A 14,840-nucleotide genomic window follows, 5' to 3' on the forward strand; every position below is an offset into this window, starting at 1 on the left:
CGTAGTCCAGGGGTCTGCGGTAGCCATCCGCAGACCCGCGAAAGCGAGGTTTCCGTGGGTCGTTGGTCGGTCTCCCTCGGCCTGGGTGGCTTCTACCTCCTGCTCGCCGTCGTCGACCTCGTCACCTCGCGGACCGGGTGGGGCATCGACCCCGACCGGACGGTGCGGTTCGGCGTCTACGCCTGCGCCTACCTGGTGCTGCTCGCCTCGATCGCGTGGGCCCTGCGGCAGCACCCGTCCCGGCGCAACGCCTTCACCTATGCCCTGCTCGTCGCGTGGGCCGTCTACGCCGTCGGGGACTACGTCAGCGACCTCACGGCCGACCTCGTCTACGGCCACGACCGTCAGCTGGCCGACCCCGGTGACGCTCTCATGCTCGGCGCGTACACGATCGCCCTCACCGGATACGTGCAGCTGGTGGCCCGGGCACGCGAGCGCCTCAACGTCGCCCGGACCCTCGACACGCTCATCCTGACCGTGGCCCTCGGCACCATCGCCTGGATCACGCTCGTCGTGCCGGGCCTGCGCTCACCGCTGTTCCAGGGCCACCCGTCCTCCGCCGTCGTCTGCGCCCTCTTCCCGATCCTCGACCTCGTCCTGCTGGCCGTGGGCGTGATCAGGGTGATGTCACGCGCCCCGGTCAGCTGGGGGGCGATCATCGGGCTGGCCTGCCCGGCCCTGCTCCTGGTTGGTGACTGCCTGGACTTCGCCAACCTCATCCACGACCGCCAGGCGCCGGACGCCGCCCACGTGGCGTGGGTCCTGGCCTACGGGGCGGTCGCCGCCGCCGTCACCGCGCCCGTGGGCGCGAACGTCGGCTCGAGCGGCCGAGAGCTCGACGCCCGGCTCACCGCCCGCCACCACGTGCCCTGGCTGTTCGGGATGGGTATGCTCCCCGTCGGCGTCTACGGCTGGCAGCTGGCGGGCGCCGCGGGCGACGGCTCGGTGCCGGACGGCTCCGCCCTGTCGGTGTCGATGCTGCTGATGTTCGGGCTCGTGGTGGCCCGGGCGGCCGGCATGATGCGCACCTCGGACCAGCAGTCCGAGGTCCTCGAGGTCCTCGCCCGCAACGACCACCTCACCGGGCTGCCCAACCGGCGCACGGGTGACGCCGAGCTGGGCCGGGCCCTGGTCCGGGTCGAGCAGACCGGGGAGCCCCTGAGCGTCACGATCATCGACCTCGACCGGTTCAAGGCGTTCAACGACAGCTTCGGTCACCACGCGGGCGACGAGCTGCTCGTCGGGTGCGCCCACCGGTGGAGCGACCTGCTCGGGCCGGCGGAGGTGCTGGCCCGCTACGGCGGCGAGGAGTTCGTGCTGATCACCGTGGGCCTGCCGACGTCCGCGGTCCTCGACCTGCTGGACCGGCTCAGGGCGGCCACGCCTCGCCAGCAGACCTTCTCGGCCGGGGTGACCCAGTGGCAGCGGGGAGACTCCGACGCGGACCTCGTGGCCCGCGCCGACGAGGCGTTGTATGCCGCCAAGGCCAACGGCCGCGCCCGGACCTACCTGTGGGAGACGCGGGACGCATCCCTCGACGCGGGGGAGGGTTCGAGGTGACGGAACGTCCGCTGGTCTTCCGCGTCGCGGCGATGGTCGCAGCGGGCGTCCTCGTGACCTACCTGTGGCTGCCCGTCGAGCATCGGCTCGACCTGGCGACGGTCGCCATCGCGGTCGTCCCGCTCACCTTCCTCGCCGGCATCCTGCTCTATCGCCCTCCGGGCCGCGCCATCTGGTGGACCTTGCTGGTCGGGACCGCGGCGTGGGGGATCCTCAGCCTGCCGCTGACCCTGATGCGCGCGGAGCTCGTGGGCGGCGTGCTGGTGGGTGACGTGATGTCCATCGTCGGCTACGTCGTCGTCATTGCGGGTGTCGTGTCGGCCTCGGGACGGGTCACCAGCGAGGCCGCGCGCAGCGTGGCGCTCGACGGGACGATCTTCGGCCTCGGGTGTGCCGCCGTCATCTGGTCCTTCGCCGCCGAGACCCAGGCGACCGAGTCGTCGATCGCCTTCACCACCGTGACGTCGCCGCTGCTCGACCTCCTCGTCATCATCGCGGCGAGCCGGATCGTCCTGACGTCGGGCGGCGCGCCATCGCCCGTCCTGCTCGTCCTGGGCATGAGCGCCATGACGGTGGGAGACGTCCTGCAGCTGGCCGACCCCATCCGGGTCCAGGGTGGCTACTCGAGCGCGGTGTTCTGGTACGTCGTGAGCGCGTTCGTCGCAGGCCTGGGGGCCCTGCACCCGTCCATGGCGCGGTTCGCCGGGCGGTCCCGCAGGCCGTCCGCCGGGCTCGAGCGGATCCAGCTCACGGTCCTCGCGGTCGCGGCGGTGATGCCGCCGCTGATGCTGCTGCGCGAGCACGACCGGCCGCAGGGCCTCAGCGCCTGGCCGCTGCTGCTGATGACGGCGGTGGTCTTCGGGCTGGTCATGCTGCGGCTGGGCCGGATGATGCGGCTGGTCGACCAGCAGCGCGGCCAGCTGCAGGCCCTGGCCCGGACGGATCACCTGACGTCCCTGCCCAACCGGCGCACAGGCGAGGCGGAGATGCACCGGATGGTGGCGGAGGCGGTCGAGCAGGACGTGTCACTGGTGGTCGCCCTGCTCGACCTCGACCACTTCAAGGGGTTCAACGACCTGCACGGCCACCCGGCCGGCGACCGGTTGCTCGAGACGACCGCGTCCGCGTGGCGCCGCAGCCTGCCCCCGGACGTCTTCCTCAGCCGCCACGGCGGCGAGGAGTTCCTCATGCTGGCCAAGGGGCGTCACCCGGACAACGTGCGCCTCCTGCTGGAAGGGCTGCGCGGAGCGGCCCAGACCGGCCAGACCTTCTCCGGTGGCGTGGCGGTGTGGGACGGCATCGAGAGCGTCGCGGCGATGGTGGCCCGCGCCGACGTCGCCCTGTATGCCGCCAAGGCCGGGGGACGCGACGCGGTGCGGTTCTCCGAGGTGCGTCCCGTGGTGCTGCAGGGGGTCGACGCCTAGGGTTGAGGCATGCGCCTGACACATCTCGGACATGCCTGTCTCCTGGTCGAGATCGCCGACCAGCGCATCCTGGTCGACCCGGGCACCCTGGCCCGCGGCTGGGAGGAGCTGCGCGATCTCGACGCCGTCGTCGTCACCCACCAGCACCCCGACCACCTGGACCCCGACCGGCTTCCCGCGCTGCGCGAGGGCAACCCCGACGCGGCGTGGTATGTCGAGGCCGAGGCCCGGGACCTGGTGGAGGTGCCTGGCTCGGTGCCCTTCGTGGGCGGCGACGAGGTGCGGGTCGGCGACGTCTCCCTGCGCGGCGTCGGTGAGCAGCACGCCGTCATCAACGAGCTCATCCCGCGGGTCCGCAACACCGGCGTGGTCATCAGCGCCGACGGCGAGCCGACGGTCTTCCACCCCGGCGACGCCTACGACGCCGAGCCCGGCCCGGTCGACGTCCTCGCGATGCCGCTCAACGCGCCGTGGTGCGCGAGCAAGGAGACGGTCGCCTTCGTCCGGCGCATCGCGCCGAGGTATGCCGTCCCGGTGCACGACGGGCTGCTCGCACCCGCCGGTCGCGGCATCTATCTCGACCACGCGACGAGGTTCAGCCCCGAGCGGACCGAGGTCGTGGACCTCGCCGGCGGGGACGCCCGCGACTTCACCTGAGCCCGCCGGCACCACCTGAGCCGGAGGACGTCATACCCGCCGGGGGCGAAGGCATCAGCCTGGGGGACGAACCCGGCGGATGCCTCGGCCGCCGGCGGGTCCGGATGCCTACGCCTGCGGCGGGTCAGTGGCGGCGGGCCGCCTCGTCCGCCGCCAGCGCCGCCGCGCCCACGATGCCCGCGCTGTTGAGCAGCGTCGCCGGGATGATCGGGGTGCGCAGGTCGAGCAGCGGCAGGAACTTCTTCGCCTTCTTGGAGACGCCGCCTCCGACGACGAACAGGTCCGGCCACAGCAGGTCCTCCAGGTGGGAGTAGTAGCGCTGCAGCCGCTCGGCCCACTCCTCCCAGGAGAGGTCCTTGGCCTCGCGCACGCCGTTGGACGCGCGGGTCTCCGCGTCGTGGCCGTCCAGTTCCAGGTGCCCCAGCTCGGCGTTGGGGATCAGGACGCCGTCGTGGATCAGGGCGATCCCGATCCCGGTGCCGAGCGTCGTGAGGATGACGAAGCCGTCCTTGCCCTGGGCCGCGCCGTAGCGCACCTCGGCGATGCCCGCCGCGTCGGCGTCGTTGACGACGTGGACGTCCCGGCCGAGCCGCTTGGTGAACAGCGCGTCGGCGTCGCAGTCGATCCAGCGCTTGTCGATGTTGGCCGCCGAGCGCACGACGCCGTGGGTCACGACGCCGGGCACGGTGATGCCGACCGGTGCGTCAGGACCGACCTCGTCCAGCTGGTCGATGATCTGCGCGATCACGTCGGCGACCGCCTCGGGGGTCGAGTCCTCGGGGGTCGGGATCCGGACCCGCTCGGCGGCGAACTCGCCGGTCTCGAGGTCGACAGGGGCTCCCTTGATGCCGCTGCCCCCGACGTCGATGCCGAGGGGGAGGCTGGTGCTACGTGAGGTCATGAGATCCAGCGTATGACGACTCACACCGCCGTCAGGATCTCCGCACCGTTATCGGTCACGACGATGGTGTGCTCGAACTGCGCGGAGCGGCTCAGGTCGGCGGTGACGACGGTCCAGCCGTCGTCCCACAGGTCCCAGTCGCTGCCACCTCCGAGCGTCAGCATCGGCTCGACGGTGAAGGTCATGCCGGGCTCGATGACGGTGTCGTGGGCGGGCGCCGCGTCGTAGTGCGGGATGATCAGGCCGCTGTGGAACTCGGTGCCGATGCCGTGCCCGGTGTAGTCACGTACCACGCCGTAGCCGAACCGCCGGGCGTAGGACTCGATGACGCGACCGATCACGTTGACCTCGCGCCCCGGGCGCGCCGCCTTGATGCCGCGCATCATCGCCTCGTGGGTGCGCTCGACCAGGAGGCGGGACGCCTCGTCCACGTCCCCGACCAGATAGGTCGCGTCGGTGTCCCCGTGCACGCCGTCCACGAAGACGGTCACGTCCAGGTTGACGATGTCGCCGTCCTCGAGCGGGCGCGAGTCGGGGATGCCGTGGCAGATGACCTCGTTGACGCTGGTGCACAGCGACTTGGGGAAGGCCTTGTAGCCGAGGGGCGAGGGATAGGCGCCCGCGTCGCAGACGAACTCGTGCACCACGCGGTCGATCTCGTCGGTCGTGACGCCCGGCGCGACCAGCTCGGCGCCGACGGCCATGGCCTCGGCCGCGATCCGTCCGGCGACGCGCATCCGCTCGATGGTCTCGGCGTCCTTGACCAGCCGGTCGCCGTCCTCGCGGATGTCCTGCCCGCGGTCGACGTAGTGCGGCCGCTCGATCTGGGAGGGGACGGCGAGACGTGCGGAGACGCGGCCGGGGCGGACGGCGGCAGGGCTGATCGACATAGGCTGCAGTCTAGGGAGCCGCGCGGGCGGCACCCCAATCACGACGCACGACCGCCAGCTCGAGGAGGAGACCGACGATGGCCTACTGGTACAACGTGAAGACGAACCAGGTGGAGACCGACCAGGATCGCTCGCGCGACGAAGACGTCATGGGGCCCTACGGCTCCGAGGCCGAGGCCCGCGAGGCACTGACGACCGCGCGCTCGCGCACCGAGGCGTGGGACGAGGAGGACGAGCGCCGGGCCCGCGAGGACGGCGACGAGCCGGACGAGCCGGGGCCCCTGGGCCTCTGACCCGGGTCGATGCCGGGCTGACCCACCCACGTATGCCGGGAGCCGGCCACCCCGCACGGGGTGGCCGGCTCCTGCCGTGCCTGCCGCAGGCCGTGCCTGGGGCGGACTGGGGCACTGACTGAGGCCCTGGCCGCCGAGGCGACGCCCCTCGACTCAGAGCGCGTCCTGGTCGATGCGCTCCAGGGCCGTCTCCCAGCGCGCCTTGAGCGCGTCCCGGTCGGCGCCGGGGTGCAGGTTGCTGTGGGTGACGTCCAGGCGGGTGGTGGACTCGCCGTCCTTGGCGAGGTCCAGCTCGACCACGGAGGCAGGGGAGTCGGCGGAATCGTCCGGGTGCCAGGAGAACCTGATCTGCTCGAGGGGGTGGAAGCTGCGGGCCACGCCGTGCGACCCGTCCTTGGCGCGCCAGGGCTCTCCCTTGCTGCCGAGCTCTCCACCCTCGCCGAGGAGGGCCTCCGCACCGTGCGGCTTCATGAGGACGTTCCAGACGCTGTCGATGGGGTGGGACACCACGCGGCTCACGCTCACGGTGGTGTCCACGGCCTTGTCGACCGACTCGCTGCTCTGCTCTGCCATGGCGGACCTCGATCCGTTTCCGATCCTCGTCGACCGGTCCGGGGTGAACCGGCGTGCTGTCACACTACTCCCGGGCCTGGTGGTCGGCAGGGCGGGGTCCCTCTGCCGCCGGGCCGTCCGCGACACGCCAGCGCGCCCGTAACGCGGGCGAAACAACTGTGGGGGAGGCTGGGGTCATGAATCGCCAGGAGGAGTTCGTCCTGCGTTCCATCGAGGAGCGCGACATCCGGTTCGTACGACTGTGGTTCACCGACGTGCTCGGCACGTTGAAGTCGGTGGCCATCTCGCCGGCGGAGCTGGAGACGGCCTTCGCCGAGGGCATCGGCTTCGACGGGTCGGTCATCGAGGGGCTGGCCCGGGTCAACGAGGCCGACATGCTCGCCAAGCCGGACCCCACGACCTTCCAGGTGCTGCCGTGGCGGGGCGAGTCCCCGGGCACCGCCCGCATGTTCTGCGACCTGCACTCCACCGACGGGCAGCCGTCGCTGGCGGATCCGCGCCACGTCCTGCACCGCACGCTGACCAAGGCGGCGGACATGGGCTTCACGTTCTACGTCCACCCCGAGATCGAGTTCTTCCTCTTCGAGCAGGAGGGCGACGGGTCGCGGCGCGTGAGCAACCCGCCGCGCCCGATCGACCAGGGCGGCTACTTCGACCACCTCCCGCAGGGCACCGCGCACGACTTCCGCCGGGCCGCGATCACCATGCTGGAGTCGATGGGCATCTCGGTGGAGTTCAGCCACCACGAGGGCGCCCCGGGCCAGAACGAGATCGACCTGCGCTACGCCGACGCGATGAGCATGGCCGACAACATCATGACCTTCCGCACGGTCATCAAGGAGGTCGCGCTGGAGCACGGCGTCTACGCCTCCTTCATGCCCAAGCCCCTCGCCGACCACCCGGGATCGGGCATGCACACCCACGTCTCGCTGTTCGAGGGCGACAACAACGCCTTCTACGAGCCGGGGTCGCGCTACCAGCTGTCCAAGGCGGGGCGGCAGTTCGTCGCCGGCATGCTGCGCCACGCGCCCGAGCTGACGGCCGTGACCAACCAGTGGGTCAACTCCTACAAGCGCCTGTGGGGCGGCGGCGAGGCACCCGCCTACGTCTGCTGGGGGCACGCCAACCGCAGCGCGATGGTCCGCATCCCGCTCTACAAGCCCAACAAGGGCCAGGCGACCCGGGTCGAGATCCGCACCCTCGACACCGCCGCCAACCCCTACCTCGCCTACTCCGTGCTCCTCGCCGCCGGCCTCAAGGGCATCGAGGAGGGCTACGAGCTGCCGGAGGAGGCCGAGGACGACGTCTGGGCGCTCACGGACTCGGAGCGGCGTGCCCTCGGGATCGAGGCGCTGCCCCGGTCCCTCGGCCGCGCCATCGACGCGATGGAGCGATCCGACCTGGTCGCCGAGACGCTCGGCGAGCACGTCTTCGAGTTCTTCCTGCGCAACAAGCGCCAGGAGTGGGAGGAGTACCGCTCCCAGGTGACCCCCTTCGAGCTCGAGCGCCTGCTCCCGCGGCTCTGACCGGTCGTATGACGCGCGCCCAGCCCACGTCGCAGCCCGCCGCCACGTCGCGGGCGACCTCGGCCACGGGCGCGCTCGCCCGGCAGGGCTTCCAGGACCCGTCGCGGGCCCAGACGCTGCTCGACGACCCCGCCGTGACGACGCTGGTGGGGGACTCGCGCGACGCGCTCGTCGGTGCCCTGCGCACGACGGCTGACCCCGACCTGGCGCTGCTGTCGCTGGTCCGGCTGGCCGAGGCCCTGACCGGAGACGGCCGTGACCGGGGGCCGGCCGGTGACCTCGGCCGGGCCCTGCGCGAGGACCCCGCGGGTCGCGACCGGCTGCTGCACGTGCTCGGGGCGTCGTCCGCGCTCGGCGACCACCTCGTGTCCCACCCGCAGGACTGGCGGCGGGCGGTCGGTGCCTCCCGGCATACGGCCGAGGAGCTCGTCGCCGTCATGACCGATGCGGTCCGGGACCTCCCCACGGACAAGGCGCACGACGCCATCCGCGCGACCTATCGCCGTGAGCTGCTGGCCATCACCGCGCTGGACATGACCAGCGACGACCCGCTCATGACCCTGCCCGACACCGCCCGCTCGCTCGCCGACCTGGCCGCCGCGGCGCTGGAGGCCGCGCACGTCGTGGCCTGCGCCGAGACCGAGGGCTCCGAGAGCGTGCGCCTGTCGGTGATCGGCATGGGCAAGTGCGGGGGGCGCGAGCTCAACTACGTCAGCGACGTCGACGTGATCTTCGTGTGCGAGCCGGCCGACGAGGGGGTCGAGCCCGGCAGCCCCGAGGAGATGGAGGCGATGCGCGTCGGCACCCAGGTCGCGAGCGCGCTCATGCGCGCGTGCGCGTCCTCGACCGCCGAGGGCTCCCTGTGGCCGGTCGACGCGGCGCTGCGCCCCGAGGGCAAGAACGGCCCGCTGGTCCGCACGGTCGCGAGCCACCTGCACTACTACCAGCGCTGGGCCAAGACCTGGGAGTTCCAGGCGCTGCTCAAGGCGCGGCACGTGGCGGGCGACGCCGAGCTGTCCCGGCGCTACCTCGACGCGGTCACCCCCCTCGTGTGGGAGGCGTCGTCGCGGGACAACTTCGTCGAGGACGTCCAGGCGATGCGCCGCCGCGTGGAGCAGCACGTCCCGGCCAAGGAGGCCGACCGGCAGCTCAAGCTCGGTCCTGGCGGGCTGCGGGACGTCGAGTTCAGCGTCCAGCTCCTGCAGCTCGTGCACGGTCGCCTGGACCCGAGCCTGCGCTCGGGCACGACCCTCGAGGCCCTGGCCACGCTCGCCCGCGGCGGCTACGTCGGGCGCGACGACGCTGCGGTCCTCGACGAGGCCTATCGGCTGCTCCGGTCGCTCGAGCACCGGATCCAGGTCTATCGGCTGCGGCGCATCCACCTGATGCCGACGGCCGAGGCCGAGCTGCGCCGGCTGGGCCGGTCCCTGCACCTGGACGGCGACCCCGCCACCGTCGTCGTCAAGGAGTGGCAGCGCCGGGCCCGCGAGGTGCGCCGGCTGCACGAGCGGCTCTTCTACCGTCCCCTGCTGTCCGCCGTCGCCCGGCTGTCGGCGAGCGAGGGGCGGCTCACGCCGGAGGCCGCCGGCGACCGCCTGGCCGCCCTGGGCTTCCGGGACCCCCGCGGGGCGCTGCGCCACCTGGAGGCGCTGACCGAGGGACTCTCCAGACGAGCCGCCATCCAGCGGACCCTGCTCCCCGTCATGCTCGGGTGGTTCGCCGACGGCGCCGACCCCGACGCGGGCCTGCTGTCCTTCCGCAAGGTCAGCGAGGAGCTGGGCACCACCCACTGGTACCTCAAGATGCTGCGCGACGAGGGCAGCGCCGCCCAACGGCTCGCCCACGTCCTGTCCTCCAGCCGGTTCGCCTCCGAGCTGCTCGAGCGCACCCCGCACGCCGTCGCCGTCCTCGGCGACGACGTGGGCCTCACCCCCCGTTCCCTGCAGTCGCTGCGCACCGTCATGCGGTCCGCGGCGCAGCGCAAGGACACCCCCGAGGACGCGATGCTCGCGGTGCGGGGCGTGCGACGTCACGAGCTCTTCCGCGTGGCCGTCGCCGACCTCGTGGGCCTGCTCCCGCTGGCCGACGTCGGCGAGGCCCTCACCGCGATCACCTCCGCGACGCTGGAGATCGCCCTCGAGACCGCGGTCCACAAGGTCGAGATGGAGCTGCGCGAACCCCTCGGCACCCGGCTGCTGGTCGTGGGGATGGGCCGGCTCGGCGGGTCGGAGCTCGGCTACTCCAGCGACGCCGACGTCATGTTCGTCCATGAGCCCGAGGAGGGCACCCCGCACGACGAGGCCGAGCTCCAGCGCCGGGCCACCGCCGTCGTGCAGGAGCTGCGGCGCCTCACCGCCTGGGGCGGCCCGGAGCCGGCCGTCGGCGTCGACGCGGACCTGCGGCCCGAGGGCAAGAGCGGCCCCCTCGTGCGGAGCCTGGAGTCCTACCGCACCTACTACGAGCGCTGGGCCCTGACGTGGGAGCGCCAGGCGCTGCTGCGGGCGCGCCCGGTCGCCGGCGACGCCGGGCTGGGGGAGCGGTTCGTCGCCCTCGTCGACCCCCACCGCTACCCCGACGGCGGGCTCGGCGCGACGCAGCTGCGCGACATACGCAAGCTCAAGGCCCGGATGGAGAGCGAGCGGCTGCCACGGGGGGCCGACCGCCGGACGCACCTCAAGCTCGGCACCGGCGGGCTGAGCGACGTCGAGTGGACCGTCCAGGTGATCCAGCTGCAGCACGGCCACGACGTGCCCGCCCTGCGGACCACCGGCACCCTGCCCGCCATCGAGGCCGCACGCGCGGCCGGGCTGCTCGCCGACGACGAGGCCAACCTGCTCACGGAGGCCTGGGGGTCCGCCTCGCACCTGCGCAACGCCGGGATGCTCTGGCGCGGGCGTCCCGTGGAGAGCGTGACCACCGACGCGCGGGACGCGGACGGGATCGCGCGGATCATCGGGCGGGGGCCCGGCGAGGGCGGGCTGCTCGTGGACACCTACCTGCGCATCGCGCGCCAGGCCAGGGTCGTCGTCGATCGCCGGTTCTACGCCCACGAGGAGTGACCCCTCACGCATCGTGACGGGTGCTCACGCGGTCTCGGGCGCTTTCACGGAGCGTTCACCTGGCATCCACCTCGGGCACCTCCCCGGCGCCGGTGGGGCTGGCTAGGTTCGGCGCGAACGCCCGGTCCAGGCCGGCGTCCCTCCACCCCCTCGCACCGATCGGGAGATCACCGTGACCCACGAGCGCACCCTGCTGCCCATGGCCGGCATCACGCACGCCAACCGCAGCGCCGTCACCTGCCACCTCCGCTGCGGCGACGCCTGCTCCAGGCCCATCCCCAACGACTCGACCCACGAGACCTTCGCCGAGGTCGCCGGCGCGGCGCTCTCCCGCCGCTCCGTCCTGGGTGGCGCCGGCGCCCTGGCACTGGCCTTCGGGGCCGTCGCGACCGCCACCGCCGAGCCTGCTGCCGCCCTGGTGGACGCCAAGGACGACGGGCGCGGCAAGGGCAAGGGCAAGGGCGCCCGACGTGTGTCCGGCCTGTCCTTCATCGGCATCGCCCCGGTGCCCGAGGACGTCGACCGCCTCACCGTCCCCGGGGGCTTCACCTATGCCCCGATCATCCGGTGGGGCGACCCGATCCTCAAGGGCGCCCCGATGTTCGACCCCGAGAACCAGTCGGCCGAGGCGCAGGCCATGCAGTTCGGCTACAACAACGACTACACCGACATCATCGTGACCGACAAGCACGGCAAGAAGGCCCTGCTGGTCTGCAACCACGAGTACACCAACGAGAACATCATGTTCCCGCCCACGATGGACCCGGCCGAGGCCGTCCGGACCGCCTGGGCCGCCCACGGGATGTCCGTCGTCGAGCTCACCCGCCCCGCGCGCGGCGAGCGCTGGACCTACCGTCGCGGCGGGCGCCTCAACCGCCGCATCACCCTGGACACGCCCTTCGCCGTCGACGGCCCCGCCGCCGGCAGCCCGCTGCTGCGCACCAAGGAGGACCCGACCGGTCGCACCGTGCGCGGCACGATGAACAACTGCTCCGGCGGCACCACCCCGTGGGGGACGGTCCTGTCCGGCGAGGAGAACTTCAACCAGTACTTCAAGGCCGAGGGGACCTCCAAGGAGGAGAAGCGCTACGGCCTGTCCTCGACGCAGGACACCCGCGGCTGGGCCAAGGTCGACCCCCGCTGGGACGCCCGCACCGCCGACTTCCGCAACGAGCCCAACCGCTTCGGCTGGATCGTCGAGGTCGACCCGATGGACCCGACCTCCACGCCCGTCAAGCACACCGCGATGGGCCGGTTCAAGCACGAGGGCGCCAACGTCATCGTCGCCGACGACGGTCGCGTCGTGGCCTACATGGGCGACGACGAGAAGTTCGACTACATCTACAAGTTCGTCTCCCGGCGCCGCTACGACGCCCGCCCCGGCAACGCCGCGCGCAAGAACAACCTGCGCCTGCTGTCCGAGGGCGACCTCTACGTCGCGCAGTTCAACGGCGACGGCATGGAGGACAAGGTCAGTGACGGCTCCGGCGAGTGGATCGCCCTCACCAAGGGTGGCCGGTCCATGGTCAAGGGCTTCACCCTCGAGGAGGTCCTCGTCTACACCCGCCTCGCCGCCGACGCGGCCGTGGGCTCCAACGGCAAGGGCCCGACCAAGATGGACCGCCCCGAGGACGTTGAGCCCAACCTCGTCACCGGCCGCATCTATGCCGCCTGCACCAACAACTCCGACCGCGGCAAGACCGGCAAGGCAGGTGTCGACGAGGCCAACCCGCGTCCGCTCAACAAGGACGGTCACGTCGTCGAGATCACCGAGGTCGGCGGGGACCACACCGGTCGCCGCTTCACCTGGGACCTCGTCCTGATCTGCGGCGACCCCAAGACCGCCGGCACCTACTTCGGTGGCTACACCGGCCCGGTCGCCCCGATCGCCTGCCCCGACAACGTGGCCTTCGACAGCCGCGGTGACCTGTGGATCTCCACGGACGGCATGCCGAGCGCCCTGAAGTACGACGACGGCCTGTTCCACGTCGAGCTGGGTGGGCCCGAGCGGGGTCGCGTCACGCAGTTCCTGGCGGTGCCGGCCGAGGCCGAGACCTGCGGCCCGGTCATCCACGACCGCGACGGCTCGGTCTTCGTGGCCGTGCAGCACCCGGGCGAGGACGGCACCTGGGCCGACCAGCACTCGTTCTTCCCCGACTACGTCGAGCAGTCCGGTCGCGGCCGCTTCGCCGGCCCGCGCCCGACCGTCGTGCAGGTGACCCGCATCGGCTGACCGAGAGCCACCTGCTCTGGGCCGTATGCCGTATGCCGACCGCCCGGCGCCCCGTCGGATCCTCGTGATCCGGCGGGGCGCCGTCGTGCGCGGGCGATCCAGCGTTCGCTGAACGGACGGGTGTCCGAGATTCGGACCGCCTCTTTCCTGCCGGCCGGTCGCTCTGTCTACTGTCCTCGGCTCGCGTCGGGACCCGTCCCCCACGAGGCGCCCATCCGACGACGAATGGACCGTCCCATGACCGATCAGCACGGCGACCCGGTCGCCGCCCAGAACCGTGAGCCCGCCGGCGCCCACAGCCCCCGCAAGGCCGCGGCCAGCGGCTTCATCGGCAGCGCCCTGGAGTACTACGACTTCTTCATCTACGCGCAGGCGGCCTCGCTCGTCTTCCCGGAGATCTTCTTCCCCAAGGGCAACCCCACCGTGGCGATCGTCGCGTCCCTGGCGACCTACGGCGTGGGCTACGTCGCCCGGCCCATCGGCGCGTTCTACCTCGGCCGGTGGGGTGACCTGCACGGCCGCAAGAACGTCCTCGTGCTCTGCATGCTCCTCATGGGTGTCTCCACCATGGCGGTCGCGCTCCTGCCGACCTACCAGCAGGTGGGCATCCTCGCCCCGATCCTGCTGGTCGTCCTGCGCCTGGTCCAGGGGTTCGCCGTCGCCGGCGAGATCTCCGGTGCCTCCTCGATGATCGTGGAGCACGCACCCTTCGGCCGCCGCGGCTACTTCGCGTCGTTCACCCTGCAGGGCACGCAGTTCGGCCAGATCCTGGCGGCCGCCGTGTTCCTGCCCCTCGCGGCGGTGATGAGCGAGGGCTCCTTCAACAGCTGGGGCTGGCGCATCCCGTTCCTGATGAGCGCCTTCGTCATCATCGCGGGGTGGTACATCCGGCGCAGCGTCGAGGAGTCGCCGGCCTTCGTGGAGGAGCTGGAGGAGGGGCAGCTGCCCGAGTCGCCCATCGTCGGCGCGTTCCGCCACTCGTTCGCGGACATGGTGCGGGTCATGTGCATGGCGCTGATGAACGTCATCCCCACCGTGGCGACGATCTTCGGGGCGGCGTACGCCGTGCAGAAGTCCTACGGGGTGGGGTTCGACAAGGACGTCGACCTGTGGATCCCGGTCATCGGCAACGTCGTGGCCTGCATCCTGATCCCGTGGGTGGGATCGCTGTCGGACCGCATCGGGCGGCGGCCGCCGATCATCGTGGGCGCCCTCGGCTCGGGGCTGCTGGCCTACTTCTACCTCTCGGCCATCAGCAGCCACAACGTCGTCCTGGCGATCGTGATGTCCATCCTGATGTGGGGGATCGTCTACCAGGGCTACAACGCCACCTTCCCCGCGTTCTACCCCGAGCTGTTCCCCACCAAGACCCGGGTCTCGGCGATGGCGATCGCGCAGAACATCGGCACGATGATCACCGCCTTCTTCCCGGCGCTGTTCGCCGCGATCGCGCCTCCGGGATCCACGGGCATCCCGCTCAAGATCGGCGCCTTCGCCTTCGTCGTGACCTGCATCGCTGCCATCGCGGCGTTCTCGGCGCGCGAGACCTACAACGTCCACCTCGACGACCTGGGTCGGCCGGACGCGCAGCCGATCCCGCGCGAGGAGTACCTCCGCCTGCGCGCCGAGGCCGGAGGCACGCCCCTGTCGTGAGCCGACGCTGAGGTGCGGGTGCCGGAGACGTCGCGAGCCAGGTGCCACCCACCAGGGGTGTGCCCGGGAGG

Annotated in this window: 11 protein-coding genes; 8 read left to right on the plus strand and 3 right to left on the minus strand. The window is 71.9% G+C overall.

Going from position 1 to position 14,840, the window contains the following annotated elements; translation table 11 throughout:
• The first annotated feature begins 54 nt into the window (after positions 1–54).
• Genes B4E97_RS14855 through B4E97_RS14865 form a run of 3 tightly spaced genes read left to right on the plus strand, consistent with a single transcriptional unit; the run spans position 55 to position 3,641 of the window.
• Positions 55–1,560 carry a GGDEF domain-containing protein gene (locus B4E97_RS14855; RefSeq protein ID WP_286956853.1) on the plus strand — a complete coding sequence of 502 codons (1,506 nt, stop codon included), beginning with the start codon at positions 55–57 and terminating at the stop codon, positions 1,558–1,560.
• A complete protein-coding gene (locus B4E97_RS14860) occupies positions 1,557–2,984 on the plus strand; it encodes a GGDEF domain-containing protein (RefSeq protein ID WP_286960486.1) in 1,428 nt (475 codons plus the stop codon). Before B4E97_RS14855 ends, B4E97_RS14860 begins: the two co-directional genes overlap by 4 nt.
• A 9-nt stretch (positions 2,985–2,993) precedes the next feature.
• Positions 2,994–3,641 carry an MBL fold metallo-hydrolase gene (locus B4E97_RS14865; RefSeq protein ID WP_286960487.1) on the plus strand — a complete coding sequence of 216 codons (648 nt, stop codon included), beginning with the start codon at positions 2,994–2,996 and terminating at the stop codon, positions 3,639–3,641.
• A gap of 124 nt (positions 3,642–3,765) precedes the next feature.
• Here B4E97_RS14865 and ppgK read toward each other — a convergent pair whose 3' ends face one another.
• Positions 3,766–4,542, minus strand: coding sequence for a polyphosphate--glucose phosphotransferase (gene ppgK, locus B4E97_RS14870; protein ID WP_286956844.1), 777 nt, complete (start codon positions 4,540–4,542; stop codon positions 3,766–3,768).
• A gap of 20 nt (positions 4,543–4,562) precedes the next feature.
• Positions 4,563–5,432 carry a type I methionyl aminopeptidase gene (map, locus tag B4E97_RS14875; RefSeq protein WP_239263630.1) on the minus strand — a complete coding sequence of 290 codons (870 nt, stop codon included), beginning with the start codon at positions 5,430–5,432 and terminating at the stop codon, positions 4,563–4,565.
• Between the two features lie 77 nt (positions 5,433–5,509).
• On the opposite strand from map, the gene B4E97_RS14880 reads away from it, so the two are divergent.
• Positions 5,510–5,725, plus strand: a complete 216-nt coding sequence (locus B4E97_RS14880; protein ID WP_019284689.1) for a hypothetical protein — start codon at positions 5,510–5,512, stop codon at positions 5,723–5,725.
• Between the two features lie 153 nt (positions 5,726–5,878).
• On the opposite strand, the gene B4E97_RS14885 is transcribed toward B4E97_RS14880, so the two are convergent.
• Positions 5,879–6,298 carry an SRPBCC family protein gene (locus B4E97_RS14885; protein WP_019284690.1) on the minus strand — a complete coding sequence of 140 codons (420 nt, stop codon included), beginning with the start codon at positions 6,296–6,298 and terminating at the stop codon, positions 5,879–5,881.
• 176 nt (positions 6,299–6,474) lie between these two features.
• On the opposite strand from B4E97_RS14885, the gene glnA reads away from it, so the two are divergent.
• The 4 genes from glnA to B4E97_RS14905 all read left to right on the plus strand — a co-directional run bounded on the left by glnA (position 6,475) and on the right by B4E97_RS14905 (position 14,769).
• Positions 6,475–7,824: a type I glutamate--ammonia ligase gene (glnA, locus tag B4E97_RS14890; protein ID WP_286960488.1), complete on the plus strand. Its 1,350-nt coding sequence runs from the start codon at positions 6,475–6,477 to the stop codon at positions 7,822–7,824.
• A gap of 8 nt (positions 7,825–7,832) precedes the next feature.
• Positions 7,833–10,883 carry a bifunctional [glutamine synthetase] adenylyltransferase/[glutamine synthetase]-adenylyl-L-tyrosine phosphorylase gene (locus tag B4E97_RS14895; protein WP_286960489.1) on the plus strand — a complete coding sequence of 1,017 codons (3,051 nt, stop codon included), beginning with the start codon at positions 7,833–7,835 and terminating at the stop codon, positions 10,881–10,883.
• 166 nt (positions 10,884–11,049) lie between these two features.
• Positions 11,050–13,116 carry a PhoX family protein gene (locus B4E97_RS14900; protein ID WP_286960596.1) on the plus strand — a complete coding sequence of 689 codons (2,067 nt, stop codon included), beginning with the start codon at positions 11,050–11,052 and terminating at the stop codon, positions 13,114–13,116.
• A gap of 237 nt (positions 13,117–13,353) precedes the next feature.
• On the plus strand, positions 13,354–14,769 hold the full coding sequence (locus tag B4E97_RS14905) for an MFS transporter (protein ID WP_286960490.1): 1,416 nt from the start codon (positions 13,354–13,356) through the stop codon (positions 14,767–14,769).
• The last annotated feature ends 71 nt before the right edge of the window (positions 14,770–14,840 follow it).

The organism is Arsenicicoccus sp. UBA7492 (assembly GCF_002479615.1).
Lineage (GTDB): Bacteria > Actinomycetota > Actinomycetes > Actinomycetales > Dermatophilaceae > Arsenicicoccus > Arsenicicoccus bolidensis.